This is a genomic window from Actinopolymorpha cephalotaxi (genome assembly GCF_013408535.1).
Classification (GTDB): Bacteria; Actinomycetota; Actinomycetes; order Propionibacteriales; family Actinopolymorphaceae; genus Actinopolymorpha; species Actinopolymorpha cephalotaxi.
The window spans coordinates 387,153-407,915 of the sequence record NZ_JACBZA010000001.1 but is presented as its reverse complement, the minus strand read 5'-3'; the positions used below and the strand labels follow the sequence as shown (position 1 = coordinate 407,915).

20 protein-coding genes are annotated in these 20,763 nt (G+C 71.8%); 7 read left to right on the top strand and 13 right to left on the bottom strand.

What is annotated here, in order from left to right:
* Positions 1–8: 8 nt before the first annotated feature.
* Positions 9–482: a MarR family winged helix-turn-helix transcriptional regulator gene (locus FHR37_RS01805; RefSeq protein ID WP_202884617.1), complete on the top strand. Its 474-nt coding sequence runs from the start codon at positions 9–11 to the stop codon at positions 480–482.
* Between the two features lie 75 nt (positions 483–557).
* Positions 558–1,010, top strand: a complete 453-nt coding sequence (locus tag FHR37_RS01800; protein ID WP_092881501.1) for an RrF2 family transcriptional regulator — start codon at positions 558–560, stop codon at positions 1,008–1,010.
* A gap of 30 nt (positions 1,011–1,040) precedes the next feature.
* On the opposite strand, the gene FHR37_RS01795 is transcribed toward FHR37_RS01800, so the two are convergent.
* On the bottom strand, positions 1,041–2,921 hold the full coding sequence (locus tag FHR37_RS01795) for an ABC-F family ATP-binding cassette domain-containing protein (protein WP_092881499.1): 1,881 nt from the start codon (positions 2,919–2,921) through the stop codon (positions 1,041–1,043).
* 247 nt (positions 2,922–3,168) lie between these two features.
* Here FHR37_RS01795 and FHR37_RS01790 point away from each other — a divergent pair, with 247 nt between their 5' ends.
* On the top strand, positions 3,169–4,428 hold the full coding sequence (locus tag FHR37_RS01790) for a mandelate racemase/muconate lactonizing enzyme family protein (RefSeq protein ID WP_092881497.1): 1,260 nt from the start codon (positions 3,169–3,171) through the stop codon (positions 4,426–4,428).
* A 119-nt stretch (positions 4,429–4,547) separates the two neighbouring features.
* Here FHR37_RS01790 and FHR37_RS01785 read toward each other — a convergent pair whose 3' ends face one another.
* Positions 4,548–4,751 (bottom strand): DUF397 domain-containing protein, encoded by a 204-nt coding sequence (locus FHR37_RS01785; protein WP_092881495.1) that lies wholly within the window; start codon positions 4,749–4,751, stop codon positions 4,548–4,550.
* Positions 4,741–5,631, bottom strand: a complete 891-nt coding sequence (locus FHR37_RS01780) for a helix-turn-helix domain-containing protein (RefSeq protein ID WP_092881493.1) — start codon at positions 5,629–5,631, stop codon at positions 4,741–4,743. The genes FHR37_RS01785 and FHR37_RS01780 overlap by 11 nt, the downstream gene beginning before the upstream one ends.
* A gap of 348 nt (positions 5,632–5,979) precedes the next feature.
* Between FHR37_RS01780 and FHR37_RS01775 the strand changes: the two genes are divergently transcribed.
* Positions 5,980–6,192 (top strand): hypothetical protein, encoded by a 213-nt coding sequence (locus FHR37_RS01775; protein WP_237768594.1) that lies wholly within the window; start codon positions 5,980–5,982, stop codon positions 6,190–6,192.
* On the opposite strand, the gene FHR37_RS01770 is transcribed toward FHR37_RS01775, so the two are convergent.
* The 8 genes from FHR37_RS01770 to rsmI form a co-directional block, all read right to left on the bottom strand.
* Positions 6,160–6,768, bottom strand: a complete 609-nt coding sequence (locus FHR37_RS01770; RefSeq protein WP_092881489.1) for a pentapeptide repeat-containing protein — start codon at positions 6,766–6,768, stop codon at positions 6,160–6,162. The genes FHR37_RS01775 and FHR37_RS01770 overlap by 33 nt on opposite strands.
* A gap of 65 nt (positions 6,769–6,833) precedes the next feature.
* Positions 6,834–7,892 (bottom strand): serine protein kinase RIO, encoded by a 1,059-nt coding sequence (locus tag FHR37_RS01765; protein WP_237768593.1) that lies wholly within the window; start codon positions 7,890–7,892, stop codon positions 6,834–6,836.
* Positions 7,893–8,205: 313 nt separating this feature from the next.
* Positions 8,206–9,114: a 4-(cytidine 5'-diphospho)-2-C-methyl-D-erythritol kinase gene (locus FHR37_RS01760; RefSeq protein WP_092881487.1), complete on the bottom strand. Its 909-nt coding sequence runs from the start codon at positions 9,112–9,114 to the stop codon at positions 8,206–8,208.
* On the bottom strand, positions 9,111–10,052 hold the full coding sequence (gene rsmA / locus FHR37_RS01755) for a 16S rRNA (adenine(1518)-N(6)/adenine(1519)-N(6))-dimethyltransferase RsmA (protein ID WP_092881485.1): 942 nt from the start codon (positions 10,050–10,052) through the stop codon (positions 9,111–9,113). The genes FHR37_RS01760 and rsmA overlap by 4 nt, the downstream gene beginning before the upstream one ends.
* A gap of 82 nt (positions 10,053–10,134) precedes the next feature.
* Complete coding sequence (locus FHR37_RS01750; protein WP_330831712.1) at positions 10,135–11,343, bottom strand: ubiquitin-like domain-containing protein; 1,209 nt, start codon at positions 11,341–11,343, stop codon at positions 10,135–10,137.
* A 369-nt stretch (positions 11,344–11,712) separates the two neighbouring features.
* Entirely contained in the window at positions 11,713–12,519 is an 807-nt protein-coding gene (locus tag FHR37_RS01745) for a TatD family hydrolase (RefSeq protein WP_238344867.1), read from the bottom strand.
* Positions 12,520–12,617: 98 nt separating this feature from the next.
* The gene (metG, locus tag FHR37_RS01740) at positions 12,618–14,222 is read right to left on the bottom strand and encodes a methionine--tRNA ligase (RefSeq protein WP_092881479.1); all 1,605 of its coding nucleotides are present in this window, start codon (positions 14,220–14,222) and stop codon (positions 12,618–12,620) included.
* A 35-nt stretch (positions 14,223–14,257) separates the two neighbouring features.
* Entirely contained in the window at positions 14,258–15,085 is an 828-nt protein-coding gene (gene rsmI / locus FHR37_RS01735) for a 16S rRNA (cytidine(1402)-2'-O)-methyltransferase (protein ID WP_092881477.1), read from the bottom strand.
* Positions 15,086–15,255: 170 nt separating this feature from the next.
* On the opposite strand from rsmI, the gene FHR37_RS01730 reads away from it, so the two are divergent.
* From FHR37_RS01730 to FHR37_RS01720, 3 genes are all read left to right on the top strand, one after another.
* Complete coding sequence (locus FHR37_RS01730; protein WP_092881475.1) at positions 15,256–16,908, top strand: dolichyl-phosphate-mannose--protein mannosyltransferase; 1,653 nt, start codon at positions 15,256–15,258, stop codon at positions 16,906–16,908.
* Between the two features lie 142 nt (positions 16,909–17,050).
* Positions 17,051–17,668, top strand: coding sequence for a DinB family protein (locus FHR37_RS01725; protein ID WP_092881473.1), 618 nt, complete (start codon positions 17,051–17,053; stop codon positions 17,666–17,668).
* A 100-nt stretch (positions 17,669–17,768) separates the two neighbouring features.
* On the top strand, positions 17,769–18,458 hold the full coding sequence (locus tag FHR37_RS01720) for a CBS domain-containing protein (protein ID WP_092881471.1): 690 nt from the start codon (positions 17,769–17,771) through the stop codon (positions 18,456–18,458).
* Positions 18,459–18,462: 4 nt separating this feature from the next.
* Here FHR37_RS01720 and FHR37_RS01715 read toward each other — a convergent pair whose 3' ends face one another.
* Together FHR37_RS01715 and FHR37_RS01710 are read right to left on the bottom strand one after the other, a co-directional pair.
* Positions 18,463–18,987: a hypothetical protein gene (locus FHR37_RS01715; protein WP_092881469.1), complete on the bottom strand. Its 525-nt coding sequence runs from the start codon at positions 18,985–18,987 to the stop codon at positions 18,463–18,465.
* Between the two features lie 261 nt (positions 18,988–19,248).
* Complete coding sequence (locus FHR37_RS01710; protein WP_092881467.1) at positions 19,249–20,685, bottom strand: GuaB1 family IMP dehydrogenase-related protein; 1,437 nt, start codon at positions 20,683–20,685, stop codon at positions 19,249–19,251.
* Between the last annotated feature and the right edge of the window lie 78 nt (positions 20,686–20,763).

Below are 20,763 nucleotides of genomic sequence, written 5' to 3'. Positions count from 1 at the left end.
TCGACCGGCTGGTCACCGCCTGGCGCCGGGAGCTGCCCGACCTGGACGTCTCGCCGTTCGAGGTGCTGTCCCGGGTCACCCGGCTGGCCCGCCACCTCGACCGTGCCCGGCGGCTGGTCTTCGCCACCCACGACCTGGAGTCGTGGGAGTTCGACGTTCTCACCGCGCTGCGCCGCGCCGGTACGCCGTACGAGCTCTCCCCCGGCCGGCTGCTCACCCAAACCCTCGTCACCAGCGGCACCATGACCAACCGGATCGACCGGCTGGCCGCCAAGGACCTGGTCGAACGCCGGCCCGACCCCGCCGACCGCCGCGGCGTACGGGTCCGGCTCACCGGGAAGGGCCGCGACCGGGTGGACACCGCCCTCGCCGACCTGCTCGCCCACGAACGCGAACTCCTGGCCGGGCTCCCGGTCGCCGACCGTGACCAGCTCGCGGACCTGCTGCGCCGGCTGATCGGCCCGTTCGACGAACGCAGCTGACCAGGACCGACCCCACGGCGCGCCGCGCGCCGGGCACCCGCCGACCTTCTCGCCGCGGCACGGCATGATGAGCCCGTGCAGATCTCGGCCCGCGCCGACTACGCCGTCCGCGCCATGCTCGAACTCGCCGCGGCACCCCACACGGTGACCGCGCAGGCGCTGGCGGACGCCCAGGGGCTGCCGCACAAGTTCCTCGAGGCGATCCTCGGCGACCTGCGGCGGGCCGGACTCGTCCGCAGCCTCCGCGGCGCCGAGGGCGGCTACCGGCTCGCCCGTCCCGCCGAGGAGATCGCGGTCGGCGACGTCATCCGCGCCGTCGACGGTCCGCTGGCCGGGGTTCGTGGCGTACGCCCGGAGCAGGCGTCGTACGAAGGAGTGGCGGCCAACCTGCAGACGGTGTGGGTGGCGACCCGTGCGGCCGTGCGCGGTGTCCTGGACGAGACCAGCCTCGCCGACGTGGTCAGCGGCAAGCTCTCACCGCATCTGAAGCGGCTGGTGAAGAGCCCGCAGGCCTGGGAACCCCGCTGACGGCGGGATTCCACCGATGGGTCACGCCGTTCACTCCAGGGACTCGGCGAGTTCCAGCCAGCGCAGCTCGACCTCGTCCTTCTCCGCCTGGACTCCGCGCAGTTCGCCGTCCAGCTCCATCAGGCGTTCGTAGTCGCTGGCGTGTTCGGCCTGCGCGCTGTGCAGCTGGTCGACCCGGCTGGTGAGCCGGGAGAGCTGGCGCTCCAGCTTGGCCAGCTCCTTCTTTGCCGCCCGCTGGTCGGCGGCCGAGGCCTGCGGCACGCCACCGTCCGGCGTCGGCGAGCCGGTGGGTTGCGGCGCCGCCGAGCCGGAAGCTCCCGACCCGAAGGCGCCGGACGACGTGCTCGCGCCGGTCGTTTCCGTACCAACTCCGTCCCGGCGCCGCTGGAGGTACTCCTCCACGCCGCCGGGCAGCATCGCGAACCGGCCGTCGCCCAACAGCGCCCAGACCGTGTCGCAGGTGCGCTCCAGGAAGTACCGGTCGTGGGTCACCACCACCAGCGAGCCCGGCCAGCCGTCCAGGAAGTCCTCGATCACCTGCAGGGTGTCGATGTCCAGGTCGTTGGTCGGCTCGTCCAGCAGCAACACATTCGGCTCGGTGAGCAGCAGGCACAACAGCTCCAGCCGGCGCCGCTCGCCACCGGACAGCTCACCCACGCGGGTGCGCAGCCGGTCGCCGCGAAAGCCGAAGCGTTCCAGCAGGGAGATCGCGGTGACCTCCGGCCCGACGGTCGGCACCGGGCGACGGCCGACGGCGCCCGGCCGGACGTTGTCCGGCGCCAGCTTGACCACCCGCTTGATCTCCTCGGCCGCGGCGGCCACGGTCACGTCCGGGTCGAGCGTGCCGAGCTCCTGGGACAGGTGGGCGAGCTGGACGGTCTGGCCCCACGCCACCTTCCCGTGGTCGGGTTCGGCCTCACCGGCGAGCAGCCGGAGCAGGGTCGTCTTGCCGGCGCCGTTCACGCCCACGACGCCGATGCGTTCGCCCGGGCCGAGCTGCCAGCTCACCTCCTGCAGCAGTTCCCGCGTGCCGCGGCGTACGTCGACGTCCTTCAGGTCCACCACGGTCTTGCCGAGCCGGGCGGAGGCGAACTTCGCCAGTGCCGGGCTGTCCCGCGGGTCGGGCTCGTCGGCGATCAGCGCGGACGCCGCATCCAGGCGGAACTTCGGCTTGGACGTACGCGCCGGAGCGCCCCTCCGCAGCCAGGCCAGCTCCTTGCGCAGGAGGTTCTGCCGCCTGGACTCGGTGGCGCCGGCCATCCGGTCGCGTTCGGCCCGGGCCAGCACGTAGGCCGCGTAGCCACCCTCGAACGAGTTGACCCGCGCGTCGGCCAGCTCCCAGGTCGTCGTACACACCGCGTCCAGGAACCACCGGTCGTGCGTCACCGCCACCAGCGCCTCCGACCGCCCGCGCAGGTGCTGCGCCAGCCAGTCGGTGACCTCGATGTCGAGGTGGTTGGTCGGCTCGTCGAGCAGGACGAGATCGTGCTCGCGGACCAGCAGCCGGGCCAGCGCCGCCCGCCGCCGCTCGCCACCGGACAGGTTGTCGACGGTGCGTTCGAGGGGTACGTCGGCGAGCAGGCCGGTGAGCACGTCACGTGCCCGGCGGTCCGACAGCCAGGTGTGCGGGGGCAGGTCACCGAGTACGACGTCGGAGACGGTGCGGCCCGGCTCGAAGTCGTCGCGCTGGCTCAGCACGCCGACCCGCAGCCCGCGGTTGTGGGTGACCCGCCCGGCGTCGGCCTCCTCGGTGCGCGCGAGCAACGCCAGCAGGGTCGTCTTGCCGGCGCCGTTGCGCCCGACCAGGCCGATCCGCTCCCCCGCGGAGACGCCGAGGCTCACCTGCTCCAGCAGCGGCGCGATGCCGTAGGACTTGTCGACCCGTTCGAGGTTGACGAGGTTGGTCGCCATCCCTGCCTTTCCGTAGTGGGGCGCTGCCGGTCCGATCCGGTGACCGCTGTGACCACCGCTGCACAGCAACCGGCCGCCGCGCCGCTGTCGAGGCTATCCGCTCGGGTGGATCACCCCCACGTCCCCGTCCCGCCCCCTGGCAGGTCCCCTGGCTGAGGCCGGACCGAGGCGTTCCGGCCGCGCCCGACCTGGGTGACGATGGACCGATACGCACCGAACGCCGTACGCCGAGTGAGGAAGGGTGCCGATGAGCGCGCCGCTGAGGATCACCGAGGTCGAACGCATCGTCGTCGACGTGCCGTTCACTCCCCGCTGCCAGGAGTGGAACGCCCTCCTGGTGTGGGACTGGGGCGTCATCGAGGTGGTGAAGGTGACCACCGACGCCGGCCTGGTCGGGTGGGGCGAGACCCTGCTGCACTACGGCTGGGGACTCGTACCCGAGCAGGCGATCGCGAAGGTACGCGGCGGCAACCCGGCCGACTTCCTGGGTGACGACTCGCTCGGCCCCGGCCTGCAGATGGCGATGTACGACCTCGTCGGCAAGGCGCTCGGCGTACCCGTGTCCGCCCTCCTCGGCCGGCAGGTGCGCGAGCGCGTCCCGATCGCCTGGTGGAACACCAAGATGTCCCCGGAGGCGCTGGCCGAGGAGGCGAAGGAGGCGGTCGCGGCGGGCTACGTCTTCCACAAGTTCAAGGCCCGCCCGTGGCTGGACGTCTACGCCCAGGTCGACCAGGTGAGCGCGGTGACTCCGCCGCACTACCGACTGGACATCGACTGGAACGCGATGCTGCTGTCGGCCGGGGACGCCGCGCCGGTGCTGCGTGAGCTCGACCGCCGCGAGCGCGTGGCGATCTACGAGACCCCGATCCCGCACGCGGACCTGGAGGGCTACCGCCACCTCCGCGACCGGGTCGGCCGGCCGCTGGCGGTCCACCTCGCCGCCCAGCCGTTCCAGGCCGTCGTACGGCAGGAGACCTGTGACGGCTTCGTCGTCGAGGGCGGCGTGGCGACGGCGCTGCACCGGGGCGCGATCTGTGCGGAGTTCGGCAAGGCGTTCTGGCTGCAGTGGGTGGGCGCCGGCCTCACCACGGCGCTGGTGGCTCACCTCGGCTCGGTCCTCACCCACGCCCGCTGGCCCGCGGTGACCGCGCTCAACAACTACGCCGACGACCTGATCGTGGATCCGCTGCGGGTCGAGCAGGGCTACCTCGTGGTGCCCGGCGGTCCGGGCCTGGGCGTCGAGGTGGACGAGGAGGCGCTGGAGCGCCACCGGATGCCGGCGCCGCACGTCCTGCCCGAACGCCGGCACGTCCTCTCGGTCGTCTGGCCGTCCGGCCGTGCCGTGCACTATGCCCGGATGGCCGACATGTGGATGGACTTCCTGGCCGGCAACCACCCCGTCCAGGAGCCCGGCGTGCGGATGGACGTACGACTGGACGACGGGTCCCCGGAGTGGCGGGAGCTGTTCACCCGGGCCCAGCGCGGTCCGGTACACGCGTCCGCCTGAAACACACGAAACCCCCGGCGGGAGGCCGGGGGTTTCGTGCTGTCACCGGATCGATCTCCGGATCCATTCACTGAGGCGGTGCCTGCTCAGTGCCCGGTCAGGGCCTGGTCGAGCGCAGGTCAGCGCAGGTCGAACTCGCCCTTCTTGGCGCCTCCGACGAAGCTGGACCACGCGCCGGAACCGAAGACCAGCTTCGGGCCCTGCCGGTCCTTGGAGTCGCGGACTGCCAGCTGCGCACCGAGGTCGGCGACCTCCACGCAGTTCGACATCCCGACCGAGGCCGATGCCTTGCGCCATCGCGCTCGGGACAGGTCAACTTTCATTTTCGCCTCCTTGTTGGGTGGCCATCTCCGATGCGATGGCCACGACTTTGCGGGCCGACTCGGTGGGGCTGAGCGCCACGGCGGCCATGTGCGCGAACGCGCGGTTACCTCGGTCGACGTCGGCCTCGGACTCCAGCAGCGCGATGCCGGCGTGTCCGTCGGTGAAGACGACGGGTGAGTGGACGTCCTCGTCGAAGTCGAAGATGGTGAACGGGCCGGACGTGCCCGGATAGCTGCCGGCCTCGAACGGCACCACCTGGAAGATGCAGCGCTCGGCCAGCTCCAGCACCCGCAGCAGCTGGCCGCGCATGATGCTCAGGTTGCCGCCCACGGGCCGGCGCAGCGCCGCCTCGTCGACGATCACCCACAGCCGGCTGCGGTCGTCGTCGGCGCCCTCCGCCCAGAACTGCTCCTGGCGGGCCATCCGCACCTTCACCGCCCGGGCCTGCTCGTCGGCGGTGAGGAACGTGCACATCGCGTCGAGCGCACTGGCGTACTCCTCGGTCTGCAGCAGACCAGGGAGCACCAGCGGCTCGAACTGCCGGATGCGCAACGCCTCCGACTCCAGCCCGACGAAGACGCTGTACTGCTTGGGGAGCGAGCCCAGCGGGGCCCACCATCCACGCTGCTTGCCGAGCTTCTGCAGGTCGCGCAGGAGCGATGCGAGCTGCTCGTCGTCCACCTTGTAGAGGTCGAGCAGCAGGTCGAGCTCAGCCTTCACGACTCCCACCTCGCCCGCCTCGATCTTGCGGATCTTCGAAGGTGAGCACCCGAGGAGCTCTGCCGAGTCGTCGAAGGAGCGTCCCGCCTCCTCGCGCAGCCGCTTCAACTCCTTGCTGAGCCGCCACCGCGAGATCGTGGGTCCGGTCACTCTGGGCATGCGAGCCTCCCCGGTGCGTAACTGCAGAAAGTCTGGACCTTGGGCCCGAATGTGGCAAGTACTTATGCCATACCAGTCCGGAAAACCCGGAACGGGAAGATCAACTCGGACTATGAAAATTTACATTGGAAGTCTTACTTGACCATACGTGGTGCTCCTGTCACTCTAGGAGTCCCTACGGGCCGCCGTAGACCCCGGCCCATTCCCTGCGCGGCGGCCCGTAGGACTCCACTTCGCGGAGCACGTGATGGAGAGGAAGGGCTCATGCCCACCAGCGCGACAACCATGCCGTGTCGCTTCCAGCTGTATCGACACCGTGACGCAACGGGCGTTTCGGGAACGGGTGTCGTGGCGTGGGGAACCGTGTACCCCAACGGGAAGGTCAGCCTCGCCTGGTGCGGGCCGCGACCCTCGATCAACGTCTACGAGTCACTCGCCGACGTCACCGCGATCCACGGCCACGACGGCCACACCCAGATCGTGGTGTACGACGAGCTGCCGCATCCGGCGGCCATCGACGCGGCCCGGCTACTCGGCCGTTTCGACGCGCGCGCCGTGTGACTCCGCGAGCAGCACCGCCCCGGCGAGGTCGAGCCGGGTGTCACCCAGCTTCGCCACACTCAGGTCGACCGCGTGCAGGTTGGCGCCGCGCAGATCCGCCTCGGTGAGCACCGTGCCCCGCAGACTGGCGAACGACAGGTCCGCGTCGCGCAGCACGCTCCCGTGCAGGTTGGCCTCGGCCAGGTCGGCGTCACCCAGCCGGAGCCCGCGCAGGTCGAGCCCGTTCAGGTCGGCGCCCCGCGCGGTGATGCCGCCCCACTGGCCGCCGCGTACGGTCAACGGCCGGAACACGCAGTCGACGAACGTGCTGCCGGTGAACTTGCAGCCGTCCAGGACCGCGGAGAAGAAGGAAGTACGCCGGAACTCACACCCCGCGAACGACGACTCGCGGTGCTCGGAGGCGTTGAGCCGGCAGTTGTGGAACTCGCACCGCTCGAACGACGCGCCGTGACTGCGGGACTCGGTGAGGTCGACCTCGCGGAACACGCACTCGACGAACCGCTCCGCCTCGAAGTCGCGGGCGTACCAGTCGAGCCGGTCGAAGGTCTCCGCCGTGGTCTGCGCGTTCGCCGCCATCCCCCCATGATGGTGGCGGCCACCGACAACGCCGGTGGCCGCCACGTCCGCACCTGCGGGAGGGGTCAGCTCGCGCCGGCCTCCTCGAGCACCTCCTCGGCCAGCCGGTCGGCGTCGGCGACGTCGGGATCGGTGCCGCGGGCCACGAACCACTCGCAGATCCGCTTGACGTCCCGGCGCAGGAAGTCCTGACCCTGCGGGTTGGTCACCACGTCGACCAGCTGGGGCAGGTCGATCAGGATCAGCTCGCCGTCGTTCACCAGCAGGTTGTACGCCGACAGGTCGCCGTGGGCGTACCCGTTGCGGCCGAGCAGGACCAGCGCGTCGTGCAGCTGCCGCCACAGGTCGGCCAGCTGGTCCGGCTCCGGGCGAAGCTGCGCCAGCCGCGGCGCCGCCTGCCCGTCGGCGGAGCCGACGAACTCCATCAGCAGCTCGGTGCCGAGGTGCTGGACCGGGTAGGGCACCGGCAACCCCGCGGTCCACAGCTGGCTCAGTGCGTCGAACTCGGCGACCGCCCACTGCTGGGCGATCAGGTTACGGCCGAAGTTGGTGCGGTTCTCGACCGCACGCTGGTCGCGGGTCCGGCGCGACCGCCGGCCCTCGAGATAGCCGGCGTCCCGGTGGAAGAGCCGGTGGTCGGCCGAGCGATACCGCTTGGACGCCAGCAGGCACCGGTTGCCGGTGCCGTCGGTGCCATCGGTTCCGTTGGTGTCATCGGTTCCGTTGGTGCCATCGGTGGCCGGCACGCCGCGTTCGATCAGGAACACGTCGGCTTCCTTGCCGGTCTTGAGGACGCCGAACTCGGTGTCCACCGCGGCCAGGTCGGTGACCAGCCACGACGGGTACGGCTCGGGACCCTGGCCGCCGGGGTCGTCCCAGGTGGTCCAGCGGTAGCCGGTCGGCGGCCCGTCGTCGGTGGCGGCGGCCTCGCGTTCGGCCGCCAGCCGGGCGCGGGCCTCCTCGGTCATCCGGCCCCGGGAGCGGGGCCCGGGGTCGGTGTCGGAGCGGCGGCGGCGCATCCGGGCCGAGGCCGGTGCGTCGTCGAAACCGGGGTTGAGGTCCTTGGCGACGTCGTAGGCGGAGACGTCGATGTTGCGGTCGTACTTCAGGTTGCGCTTGCGCACGGTGAGAGAACTCCTTGGGAGGGTGCAGCCCTCCCGCCGTACGCGGAGAGTTCGGCGCCTGTCAGCGGCCGGAGGGCTGCGCGAGAGGACGGGTACGAGACCACGCCCGGACGGCATACTTGGTCACTTCGCACCTCCTCGATCGCGCCGGCTCGACGGCCGGTCTGCCCTGGTCGCCGCGACAGGCACCGCCCGCGGCTGACGACTGCCGACACTCTGGCCCAAGCCCGCGGACGCCCGCAACCGGTTTTTCGGGGGCAGGGATTCTTCGGGTCTCCCGGACGATCCGGAGCCGGGACGACTCCGGGGGGACTCAGGACTCGACGACCCGGGCGCCCGGCACCGGCCCGGTGGCCCGGCGCACCGAGGCGCACAACCCCGTGCCGGCCAGCCGCGCGGACAGGTCGACCGCGTGCGCGTGGTCGCGGGCCAGGAACGCGCAGGTCGGACCGGATCCGGAGACCACCGAGCCGATCGCGCCGTAGTCGCGGCCGGCCTCCAGCACCTGGGCGAGCCGCGGCCGGATCCGCAGGGCGGCCGGCTGCAGGTCGTTGACCAGGGTCGCCCCGAGCTCGGCCGCCGAACCCGACGCCAGCGCGGACATCATCGGCTCGGGGATCCGCGGCGGCAAAACGGCCAGGTTGTCGCGGATCCGGTCCAGCCGGGCGTACACCGCGGGCGTGGACATGCCCTCGCCGTCCAGCGCGAACACCCACTCGTAGGACCCCCTGGCCAGCGCCGGGGTGACGATCTCGCCGTGCCCGGCGCCGATCGCGGTGCCGCCGAGCAGGCAGAACGGCACGTCGCTGCCGAGCCGGGCGGCCAGGGCGAGCAGCGTGGACCGGTCGGCATTGGTCCCCCACAGCGTGTCGCAGGCGACCAGGGCGGCCGCCGCGTCGCTGCTGCCGCCGGCCATGCCGCCGGCCACCGGGATGCCCTTGGTGATGTCGATCGAGACGCCGGCGTCGACCCCGGCGTGGTCGGCGAGCAGCCGGGCCGCGCGGATCGCGAGGTTGCCGTTGTCGAGCGGCACCTTGCCGGCCTCGCGACCGCTGACCCGCACCGAGAACTCCCCCGGTGGCGCGGGCGTCGCCGCCACCTCGTCGTACAGGCCGACCGCCTGGTAGACCGAGGCGAGCTCGTGGAAGCCGTCGGTGCGCAACGGGCCGACCATCAGCGCCAGGTTGACCTTGGCCGGCGTCCTCACCACTACTGCGCTCACCGAGCCTGCTTCCCTTCCGTACGTTTCGATCTCTGCGTGGACCGCGACGTGTCCGCGTCCTCGATGTCGGGCAGCGCCTCCGCGATCCGGGCGAAGGCGGTGACGTCCAGGCGTTCGCCGCGCTCGCCCGGGTCGATCCCGGCCGCCCGCAGCGCGCTCTCGGCCGCGGCCGGCGAGCCGGCCGGCCGGGACAGTGCCGCCCGCAGCGTCTTGCGGCGCTGGGCGAACGCCGCGTCGACGACCGCGAACACCTGTTCCCGGGACGCGGTGGTCGGCGGCGGCTCGCGGCGGGTGAACGCCACCAGGCCGGAGTCGACGTTCGGCGCCGGCCAGAACACCGTCCGGCCGACCAGGCCGGTCCGGGCGACCTCGGCGTACCACGCGGCCTTCACGCTGGGCACGCCGTACACCTTGGATCCGGGTGCCGCGGCCAGCCGGTCGGCCACCTCCAACTGCACCATCACCAGGCCGCGCTCGACCGACGGGAAGTGCTGGAGTACGCCGAGCAGGACCGGCACCGAGACGTTGTACGGCAGGTTGGCCACCAGCGTGGTCGGCGGCGGTCCGGGCAGCGAGCGGAGGTTCATCGCGTCGGCGTGCACCACCTCGAGCCGGTCGGCCTGCCCGGGTGCGAACCGTCCGACAGTCTCCGGCAGTGCGCCGGCGAGCACGTCGTCGATCTCCACCGCGACCACCCTGGCCGCCGCGCCGAGCAGGGCGAGGGTCAGGGAGCCGAGCCCCGGGCCGATCTCCAGCACCACGTCGTCGGGCCCGACCCCGGCGGTCCGCACGATCCGGCGGACGGTGTTGGCGTCGGTGACGAAGTTCTGCCCGCGCTGCTTGGTGGGGCGCAGGCCGAGGTCCGCCGCCAGCACGCGAACGTCCGCCGGGCCGAGAAGACTCGGCCCGGCGGACGCAGCTTCGAACGCGTTACCCACACCGGAACGCTATCTGGCGCCCACCTGCGCCCTTACGCGCGGACGCGCTCAGCGGTCCGGGGTGGTCACCAGGTGGTGATCGTCAGTCGTACAGGTGGCTGCCACAGCTCCACTGACCCGCGCCGTCCCGCTTGAACAGGAGCTTGGCCCGGTAGGTCTGCTCCGCGGAGGAGTTGTCGATCGGGTTGCCCGAACCGCCCACGGAGTGCCAGGTCGACAGCGAGAACTGGTAGAGGCCGTAGTAGCCGGACGGGTTGACCGCCCGCGGGTTGCCGCTGGACTCGCACTGGGCCAGTGCCGCCCAGTTGAGGCTGTCCACGCCGCCGCCGACGTTGCCGCCGCCGCCACCGCTTCCGCCGCCACTGCTGCTGCCGCCACCGCTGCTGCTGCCTCCGCCACTGCTGCTACCGCCGGAGGAGCGCGTCTTGGTGCCGTCCAGCACGATCTTGTCCACCGGCTGGCGGACGACCTTCTGGGACAGCAACTGGGTCTTGACCTTCTTGCCGTCGACGTAGGTCGTACGGAAGACCTGGGCCTTCTCGCCCTTGTGACCCGTCCGGCCGACCTTGCTGCTGCCCTTGTACAGGGACGACGTCTTCCGGTGGATCGTGTCGTACGACAACGCGACCTTGCGGGTCGCCTTGCGGACCTCGACCCGGTTGACGGTGATCGCGGTGCCGTCCTTGACCTCGGTGGACAGGCTCGGCTTCACCCGGTCGTCGGCGTCCACCTTGACCTGGGCCTTGGCGAGTGCCTCGGACACGGTGCGCAACGGCTCGTCGAGCGGGGTCTTCTTGCCGTCGTGGCTGATCACCACCGACTTGCTGGTGATGACGTCGACCGTGAGGCCCTTGCGCTCGATGCCGACTCCGCGGCTTGCCGAGGTGCGGGCGCCGTCGAAGCGGCCGCCCAGGTCGTTGAGCGCCTCGCCCAGGCTCATCGCGGTGACCCAGTGGGTCTGCTTGGAGCCGTCGACGTCGAGGGTCAGCGGACGGGCGTACCGGACCGCGATCCGGGTGCCGTCGGCGACCTTCGCCGTCCTCGCCGGCGCCACCACGTCACGGGGGCCGACCTTGATCTTCTGCGACGCCAGCACGTCACCGACGGTGGAGTCGAAAGTATGGAGATTGCGAGCCTTGCCGTCGACCGAGACGGTGACGGACTTGTCCAGCGACGCATAAGCGGTCGTACCGCCGATTCCCAGCGCGCCGACCAGTCCGATGCCGACGGCACCGATAAGTACCTTCTTGTGCACGGTGCTCCGATGGTCGTGCTTTCCGGGCACGGACACACAGACGGCACGCCTCAACGGGGGGCCAGGATCCGCGCGGCTCGACAGTGAGCTGATGACCAGCACGAACACGCGCCGGTATCGGGCGCGGATGACGCCCCCCTCTGCGCCGTCCGAGGCTTCCCCGACCCCGGCCAACGACACGGGACGATAACGAACAATGTCATCGCTATCAACTCGGGACACATTAGATGCTTATTCCGGACAGCTATCCGGACTTGTCGAGATGACCACGCATTGTCAGAAAAGCCGAAATGCGCTGGGCAGATGCGGTTCTCGGTATCGGTGAATTCCGTCGGTGTGATTCCGCCTGCGCGGAGTCCGGAACTCCGCGACCACCCGGTGACCACCCGGGTGCCCGGCAGGGGGTCACCAGGCGCCGAAGACCGCCTCGGTCGCCTCCGCCACGGCCACGCACATGGCCTCCTCCGAGACGCCCTTCACCTCGGCCATGCACCGGATGGTGAGGGGAACGAGGTAGCTCGCGTTCGGCCGGCCGCGGTGCGGTGAGGGGGCGAGGTAGGGCGCGTCGGTCTCCACCAGGATGCGGCCGAGCGGCACCTCGGCGAGGGCCTCGCGCAGCGGTGCGGCGTTCTTGAACGTCACGGTCCCGGCGAAGGAAAGGTAGTAGCCGCGGCGGACGCACTCCCGGGCCATCTCGGCGTCCCCGGAGAAGCAGTGCATCAGCACCCGCTCCGGCGCGCCCTCCTCGGCGAGCACCCGGAGCACGTCGTCGTGGGCGTCCCGGTCGTGGATGGCCAGCGCCTTGCCGTGCTTCTTCGCCAGCGCGATGTGGGCGCGGAAGCCGTCCTCCTGGACCTTCCAGCCCTCCTCGCCGGTACGGAAGTGGTCCAGGCCGGTCTCCCCCACCGCCCGCACCCGCGGGCTGGACCCGGCCAGCCGGTCGATCTCGGCCAGGGCCGCGTCGAGTTCGCCCGCCGCCGCGAGAACCGGCACCTCGTTCGGGTGCAGGGCCACCCCGGCCACCAGGGCGGGGTGCTCCTCGGCGGCCTGGACCGCCCAGCGCGCGCCGGGCAGGTCGCAGCCGATCTGCACGATCCGGGGTACGCCGACCGCCGCCGCCCGGGCCACGGCGTCCTCGACCGGGAGCCACCGGCCGCCGGGGCCGTCGGCGATGTCGAGGTGGCAGTGGGAGTCGGCGACCGGCGCGGCCAGGGGTGGCGGCGGCTCGGGCCGGCTGCGGTCGCGGCGGTCCTCCCCACCGGCCCGCTGCCGGGTCGGGCCGGCGTCGTGCTGTGCACCCGGCCGATGCGTCACGACGCCTCCGGCTCCTCGATCCGGGGGAACAGCGGCGCACCCTTGGTGAGCACCGACCCCTCGGGCAACTGGCCCCAGTTGCCGGCCTCGGTCAGCTGCTGGTCGGCCAACTCACCGATGCTCTGCCCGGCGCCGAGCATCTCCCACAGCGCCGCCGCGCTGCGCGGCATCACCGGGTTGTAGAGGACGGCCACCGCGCGCAACGCCTCGGCGGCGGTGTAGAGGATGGTCGCCAGCCGGGCACGCGCTTCCGGGGAGTCGTCCTTGGCGACCTTCCACGGCGCCTGCTCTGTCAAGTATCCGTTGACAGCGCCGACGAACGCCTCGCCCGCGGCCAGCGCCTCGTGGAAGCGCAGCGACACCGCGGCCTCGTCGGCCACCCGCACCGTCTGCACGAGGCGTTCGGCGATCACCTGCTCGGCGGGTCCGGAGTCGGCGGGGGCGGGCAGGTTGCCGCCGAAGTAGCGGCCCACCATCGCCGCGACCCGGGACGCGAGGTTGCCCAGCCCGTTGGCGAGTTCGGCGGTGTAGACGGCGGTCAGGTGCTCCCAGGAGAAGGAGCCGTCGGAGCCGAACTGGATGGCCCGCAGGAAGTAGTAGCGGAAGGCGTCCGACCCGAACGTGTCGATGATCTGGCTGGGCGCGATCCCCGTCAACTTCGTCTTGCTCATCTTCTCACCGCCCACCAGCAGCCAGCCGTGCGCGAACACCGTCGTCGGCAGCGGAAGGCCCGCGGCCATCAGCATGGCCGGCCAGATGACCGCGTGGAAGCGCAGGATGTCCTTGCCGACCAGGTGGACGTCGGCGGGCCAGACCTGCTTGAAAAGAAGGGGATCCGTGCGATAGCCGGCGGCCGTGACGTAGTTGAGCAGCGCGTCGATCCACACGTAGAGGACGTGCTCGTCGTCCCACGGGACCGGGATGCCCCAGTCGAAGGTGGACCGGGTGATCGACAGGTCCTGCAAGCCCTGCTTGACGAACGCCACGACCTCGTTGCGGGCGCTCTCCGGCTGCACGAACTCCGGGTGCTCCTCGTACAGCTTGAGGAGCTTGTCGGTGTAGGCGGAGAGTTTGAAGAAGTAGTTGGTCTCCGACAGCATCTCCACCGGCCGGCCGTGCACCGGGCACAGCTTCTGGCCGTTCTCGCCGTCGAGCAGTTCGGCCGGGAGCTTGAACTCCTCACAGCTCACGCAGTAGGGGCCCTCGTAGGTGCCCGGGAAGACCTCGCCGGCGTCGTACAGATGCTGCCAGAACTCCCGAACCCGCTCGGTGTGCCGCGTTTCGGTCGTACGGATGAAGTCGTCGTTGCTGGCGTCGATCGTCTCGAGCACGGGCTTCCACGCCGTCTCCACCAGCTGGTCGGCCCACTCGCGGGGCGTCACGCCGTTGGCCTCGGCGCTGCGCATGACCTTCTGGCCGTGCTCGTCGGTGCCGGTGAGGAACCACACCTTCTCGCCGCGCTGGCGGTGCCAGCGGGCCAGGACGTCGGCCGCGACGGTGGTGTAGGCGTGCCCGATGTGCGGCTTGTCGTTGACGTAGTAGATCGGCGTCGTGACGTAGAACGCCTTGCCGTCCTGACGGCTTGCGGAGGCATCGACCATGTCCGCGATCCTAGGGTCTGCCCTCGGGGAACGGCTCAGTGACCGGCGACGGCGGCGGCGTAGACGACCCGCTTCGCCACCCCGGACTCCTGCGCCACCGCCGCGATGGCATCCCTCCTGGAGGCGCCGGCCTCGACCCGCGCGTCGACCATCCGCGCCAGCTCGGCCGGGGGCAGGTCCTGCGCGGCGGCCGCCGGGGCCCCGCCCACCACGACCGTGATCTCCCCGCGTACGCCCTCCTCGGCCCAGGCGGCCAGCTCGGCCAGCCCTCCCCGGCGTACCTCCTCGTAGGTCTTCGTCAGCTCCCGGCACACCGCGGCGGGACGCTCGGCGCCGAACACCTCCGCCATCGTCTGCAGGCTCGCGGCCAGCCGATGCGGCGCCTCGAAGAACACCATCGTCCGCCGCTCGCCGGCGACCTCGCGCAGCCGGGCGGACCGTTCGCCGGCCTTGCGCGGCAGGAACCCCTCGAAGCAGAACCGGTCGACCGGCAGCCCGGACACCGCCAGCGCGGTGAGCACCGCCGACGGCCCGGGCACGGCGGTGACCCGGATGCCCTCCTCCACCGCGGCGGCGACGAGGCGGTAGCCGGGGTCGGAGACCGACGGCATGCCCGCGTCGGTGACCAGCACGACCCGCTGCCCGGCCAGCAGCGCCTCGACGAGCTCGGGGGTACGGCGGGCCTCGTTCCCCTCGAAGTAGGACACCACCCGGCCGGCCGGGTGGACGCCGACGGCCGAGGTGAGCCGGTGCAGGCGCCGGGTGTCCTCCGCGGCGATCACGTCGGCGGCGGTCAGCTCGGCGGCCAGCCGCGGCGGCGCGTCGTCGAGGGAGCCGATGGGGGTGGCGGCGAGGACGAGCACCCCGGCCTCCGCACCGGCCTCGCGGCCCGCTCCCCGGCCAGTCTCGCGGCCTGTCTCACGACCCGCTTCGCGGCCTGCCTCATGGGGGGAATTCGTACGGGCCGACACGTGCCCATCCTCGCACCGCGCCGGTCAGGCCGTTCCCACCTGGTGTCCGTACGATGACCCCGATGACGACGACAGCCTCCGAGCGCGCCGGCGACGGGTCGCCCGGACAGGCCGGCGCCGACGACGCCGCCGACCCCGCCGCCGTGATGGGACGCGACCCGGACGGCAGGCCCATCCCCCCGCTGCGCGGGCGGCTGTGCCCGCCGCTGCCCGACGACGGGTGGCGGGGCTGGATCGTGCCGCTGCTGATCACGGTGTTCGCCGCGGGGCTGCGGCTGTGGAACCTCGGCCGGCCGGCGAAGTTCGTCTTCGACGAGACCTACTACCCCAAGGACGCGTTCAGCCTCCTGCACTTCGGGGTCGAACACCAGTTCGTGGACAAGGCCAACGAGCGCATCCTGGCAGGCGACCTGAACGTGTTCGGCGAGCCCGCGTTCGTCGTCCACCCGCCGGCGGGCAAGTGGCTGATGGCGGCCGGCGAGTGGATGTTCGGCATGACGCCGTTCGGCTGGCGCGTCGCCGTGGCCGTCGTCGGCGCGCTGTCGGTGCTGGTGATGGCCCGGATGGTCCGCCGGCTCACCCGGTCCACGCTGCTCGGCTGCCTCGCGGCGTTCCTGTTCGCCGTCGACGGGCTGCACCTGGTGGAGAGCCGGATCGCGCTGCTCGACATGCCGGCGATGTTCTGGCTGCTGCTCGCGGTGACCGCGCTGCTGATCGACCGCGACTGGGTGCGCACCCGGCTCGCGGACGCGGCCGAGCCGCTCGGCCGGGTCACGCCCGGCACCTGGGGGCCACCGCTGCTGTGGCGGCCGTGGCGGCTGGTGGCCGGGCTGTGCTTCGGGCTGGCCGCCGCCACGAAGTGGAACGCCGCCCTCGCGCTCGCGGCGTTCGGCCTGCTCACCTGGGCGTGGGACGTCGGCGCGCGCCGGGCGGTCGGCGCGGCGTTCGCGCACTGGGCCGGGGTGGCCCGGCTGGCGCTGGACGCGGCGGTCGCCTTCGTCACGATCGCCGGCACCGCGGTGGCCGTCTACGTCGCGTCCTGGGCCGGGTGGTTCGCCTCACCGGACGGCTGGGACCGCACCTGGGCGGCGTCCAACCCGGCGCGCGGACTGGCCGGCCTGGTCCCCGACGCGGTGCGCTCGCTGTGGCACTACCACGCCGAGATCATGTACTTCCACACCCATCTGACGGAGAAGCACCAGTACGCCTCCTCGCCGTTGGGCTGGCTGGTGATCGCCCGGCCGGTGTCGTTCGACTGGGTCGACAACCTGGGGCCCAAGCAGGGCTGCCCGACCGACCGGTGTGTCCAGGAGATTCTCGGCATTGGTACGCCGGTGCTGTGGTGGCTCGCGGTGATCGCCCTGGCCGGCTGCCTGGTCTGGTGGATCCTGGGCCGGGACTGGCGGTTCGGCATCCCCGTGGTCGGCGTCGCCGCGACCTGGCTGCCGTGGTTTCAGTACGCCAACCGGCCGATCTTCTACTTCTACGCGATCATCATCCTGCCGTGGATGGTCGTCGGGCTCACCCTCGTGCTCGGCAAGGTGCTGGGGCCGCGGGACTCCTCGCCGCGGCGCCGGATGTGGGGCGCCGCCGTGCTGGGCGGGGTGACGCTGCTGGTGGTGCTGAACTTCGCGTACGTCTACCCGATCCTCACGGACCAGGTGATCCCGTACGACGCCTGGCTGCGGCGGATGTGGTTCCGCTCCTGGGTCTGATCGTCGGCCCGTCCGTGTAACAAACGTAGGGTCCGAACCTACGGTTGTTACACGGACGACGTGATCTTGGGAGGCGGAAAACCGACTGCGGACGCGGGCGTGCGGGTGACATGATCCCCGCGTTACTGATCGGGGAGGTGCAGTGGCAGACATTTCGAACACGCAGGGCACACCGCGGATCGCGCTGCTGCGCTGGCAGCTCGACGTCGCGTGGTCGCTGCTCGAGGTCCACCTGGGCGACCTCGACAACTCCGCCTACCTGTGGGAGCCGGCTCCCGGAGCGTGGACCGTACGCCGGGAACCGGACGGGCGGTGGACCGCCGACCGGCCGATGACCGACCTCTCCGTCCACCCCGAGCCGGCCCGCACGATCGGCTGGCTGACCTGGCGGCTGGGCTCGTGGTGGGCCGAGACGTCGGAGCGGTGCTTCGGCGCGGAGTTCGGCGACCATCCGCCCTCGGGTGACTGGCCCGGAGACGGCGAGGCGACCCTGGACTGGCTGCGTTCGGTCCGGGACGGCTGGAGCCGGGGCCTGTCCGCACTGGAGGACACCGACCTCGACTCCACCGCGCGGGCGGAGTGGCTGCAGCGGGGCACCCGGCCGTTCGGGTACGTCGCCGCGTGGGTCAACACCGAGGTCACCCGCTTCGCCGCCGAGATCGGCCTGCTGAGGAGCCTGCACCGCGCGGCCACCGACCCGTGGCACCGGCCACGATCGGGTCGCCGCCCCGGGCCGGGCTGGCACCGGCACACCGCCTGAGCCGTACGGGACCTTCGGCTCTGGGGCCTGCCCGGCGGCCGTCGCGACAGTGGGACCAGCCCGCCCTCCTGAAACACGTCCCAGGTCCGGCTGGAGTGAGATGACCGTCCACGTCGGCGACCGCATCGTCCTGGCCCACGAGCCCGATCGGGCGCACCGCCGGCACGGGACAGTACGCGAGGTGCTGGGCACACCCGAGTCACCGGAGTACCGCGTGGTCTGGGACGACGGGCACGAGTCGTTCATCTATCCGGGCCCGGAGGCGATCGTGCTGCCCGCCGGGACCGGGGAGACCGAGGACACCGCAGGCCCCGGGGACACCGCGGATCTCGAGGACGCCGCGCGGGTTCCGCGGGCGAGGAGCGGCAGGGGCGAGAACGCCGTCCCGGTGGGCCGGCACGACCCGGTCGAGCGGATCATGCGTTCTCCCGTACGTACCGTCGACGCCGCGAGCACCCTGCGGTCGGCGGCCGAACTCCTCGCCGAGGCCGACGTCGGCGCGCTGGTCGTGAACCGGAACGGCGTACCGGCGGGCATCCTGTCCGAGCGCGACATCGTCCGCGCCGTCGCTGGCGGCGGCGACCCGGACGAGGTGTGGTCCGCGGACGTGGTCGGTGTGGACGCCGACGACATCGTCTGGGCCCGCCCGAGCGACCCGATCCTGCAGGTCGCCGAACTGATGCGCCGGCACCACGTACGCCATGTTCCGCTGCGGGCGCGGGCGCGGCCGGGCGCTGTCGGCATCGTGTCCGCGCGCGACGTGCTCGACGTGCTCTACGACGACCGCTGAGTTCCTACGCCAACCGCTGGGACGCGTCCAGCCGGCGAAGCTCGGCGATCACCAGGTCGAACACCTCGTCGACCGCCCGGTCGGCGAGCACGCTGGTGGCCTCGCCGTCCCCGGAGCCGTCCTCGAGGCCGGCCTCCACGGAGAAGACCACGACCCGGGGCGGCAGGTGCAGGGACGTGAGCGCTCCCATGACCCCGCCGGGTGCGGTCGTCCCGGGCTCGGGCCGGCCGGGGCCGTGGGTCTCCATGACCGACTGCCGGATCGAACCCGGCGTACCGCCGGCGCGGGTCGACTCGACCATGATCAGCTCGTCCAGGCCGCTGTCCGCACTCAGCAGGCGTACGGGCAGATCGGTGCTGGCCAGGACCTGCACGCCCTCGACGTGCGTCTGCTCCCCGGACGCTCGCTGACCCGGGACCGGCTGCCCCCCGGTCAGCCGGTCTCCGGTCAGCCGCGCCACGATCCGCGGGCCGACGTCCCAGGCACCGGGACCGGCGCCCCCACTCCCCACGACTGCCACGGTCAACATCGGACCCTCCCCCGGCTTCGGGCCGCTGCTGGCGCAGATCTTTCAACGCGGCAAGGGAAACCCCTCTCGCCCGCGGCGCGGCACTGCATCGTTCACCCCCGCTGCCATGCCGCTGCGCCGAAGGGTTTCCCTTGCCACCTCACTTCAGCATCGGGCGGGCGGGCTCAGGAGAGTCGTTGGTCACCGCGCCGAGGGACGTTCGGCTGGCGCGTCCCGGTTTGCCGGAACGAGCCCGCTTGCCCGCCTCGTCACAACCGGAGATCACCAGCTGGTCGCGAGTGGCATTCCCTCGGCGAAGCCGGCCGCGGTCTGCACCCCGACCACCGCCCGGGCGTGGAACTCCTCGATGTCGGCCGCGCCGACGTAGGTGCACGAGCTGCGCACCCCGGCGACGATCCCGTCGAGGACGTTCTCCACGCTCGGCCGCTCCGGGTCGAGGTACATCCGGGAGGTGGAGATTCCCTCGCCGAACAGCCCCTTGCGGGCCTGCTGGAACGGCGTGTCCTCCGCCGTTCGCAACGCGACCGCCCGGGCGGAGGCCATGCCGAAGTTCTCCTTGTAGAGCCGGCCGTCGCTGTCACGGTGTGCGTCACCGGGCGACTCGTACGTTCCGGCGAACCACGAACCCACCATGACGTTGGACGCCCCGGCCGCCAGGGCGAGGGCCACGTCGCGCGGGTGCCGGACGCCGCCGTCGGCCCACACGTGCTTGCCCAGCTCGCGTGCCCGGGCGGCGCACTCCAGCACCGCGGAGAACTGCGGCCGGCCCACCGCGGTCATCATCCGGGTGGTGCACATGGCGCCGGGCCCGACGCCGACCTTCACGATGTCGGCGCCCGCCTCCACCAGGTCGGTCACGCCCTCGGCGGTGGCGACGTTGCCCGCCACGACCGGGACCTGCGGGTCGAGCCGGCGGACGATACGCAGTACCTCGAGGGTGCGTTCCTGGTGCCCGTGCGCGGTGTCGATCACGAGGACGTCCACCCCGGCGGTGAGGAGCGCCTTCGCCTTGGTCTCGACGTCGCCGTTGATGCCGATCGCCGCGGCGACCCGCAGCCTGCCGGCGGCGTCGACGGCCGGGTTGTAGAGGGCTGCCCGCAGGGCGCGTTCGCGGGTGAGGAGCCCCACGATCCGGCCGTCGTCGCCGACCACCGGAGCCAGCCGGTGCCGGCCGTCGTGGAGCTGGTTGAACGCGTCCTCGGCGTGGATGCCGTCGGGCAGGGAGAGCAGCTCACGCGACATCACCGAGGCCAGCTGGGCGAATCGGTCGACACGTTCGAAGTCGGCCTCGGTCACCACCCCGACGGCCCGGCCGTCCTCGACCACGACGACCGCGCCGTGCCCGCGCTTGGGCAGCAGGTTGAGTGCCTCGCCGACGGTGCCGGACGGGGCCATCGTGATCGGGGTGTCGTACACGGTGTGCCGGTCCTTGACCCAGCCGATCACCTCCGACACCACCTCGACGGGGATGTCCTGCGGGATCACCGCCAGGCCGCCGCACCGGGCGATCGTCTCCGCCATCCGCCGTCCGGACACCGCGGTCATGTTCGCCGCGACGATCGGGATGGTCGTCCCGCTGCCGTCTGACGTCGCCAGGTCGACGTCCAGCCGGGAGGAGACGATCGAGCGGTTCGGGACGAGAAAGACGTCGCTGTAGGTGAGGTCCTGCTCGGGGACCCGGTCGTGGAGGAAGCGCACATCCACCTCCTTGGGTGGCGGCTGGGAGTCGCCCGGCGGACGACTCAGGACAGTTGAAGATTACGGCGTTCCAAGGTT

Coding starts and splice junctions, on each gene's coding strand:
- FHR37_RS01780 (WP_092881493.1), bottom strand. CDS start 5,631: ATGCCCAGAGTGACCGGACCCACGATCTCGCGGTGGCGGCTCAGCAAG.
- metG (WP_092881479.1), bottom strand. CDS start 14,222: ATGGTCGATGCCTCCGCAAGCCGTCAGGACGGCAAGGCGTTCTACGTC.
- FHR37_RS01770 (WP_092881489.1), bottom strand. CDS start 6,768: ATGGCGGCGAACGCGCAGACCACGGCGGAGACCTTCGACCGGCTCGAC.
- FHR37_RS01720 (WP_092881471.1), top strand. CDS start 17,769: ATGACCGTCCACGTCGGCGACCGCATCGTCCTGGCCCACGAGCCCGAT.
- FHR37_RS01715 (WP_092881469.1), bottom strand. CDS start 18,987: ATGTTGACCGTGGCAGTCGTGGGGAGTGGGGGCGCCGGTCCCGGTGCC.
- FHR37_RS01730 (WP_092881475.1), top strand. CDS start 15,256: ATGACGACGACAGCCTCCGAGCGCGCCGGCGACGGGTCGCCCGGACAG.
- FHR37_RS01790 (WP_092881497.1), top strand. CDS start 3,169: ATGAGCGCGCCGCTGAGGATCACCGAGGTCGAACGCATCGTCGTCGAC.
- FHR37_RS01785 (WP_092881495.1), bottom strand. CDS start 4,751: ATGAAAGTTGACCTGTCCCGAGCGCGATGGCGCAAGGCATCGGCCTCG.
- FHR37_RS01795 (WP_092881499.1), bottom strand. CDS start 2,921: ATGGCGACCAACCTCGTCAACCTCGAACGGGTCGACAAGTCCTACGGC.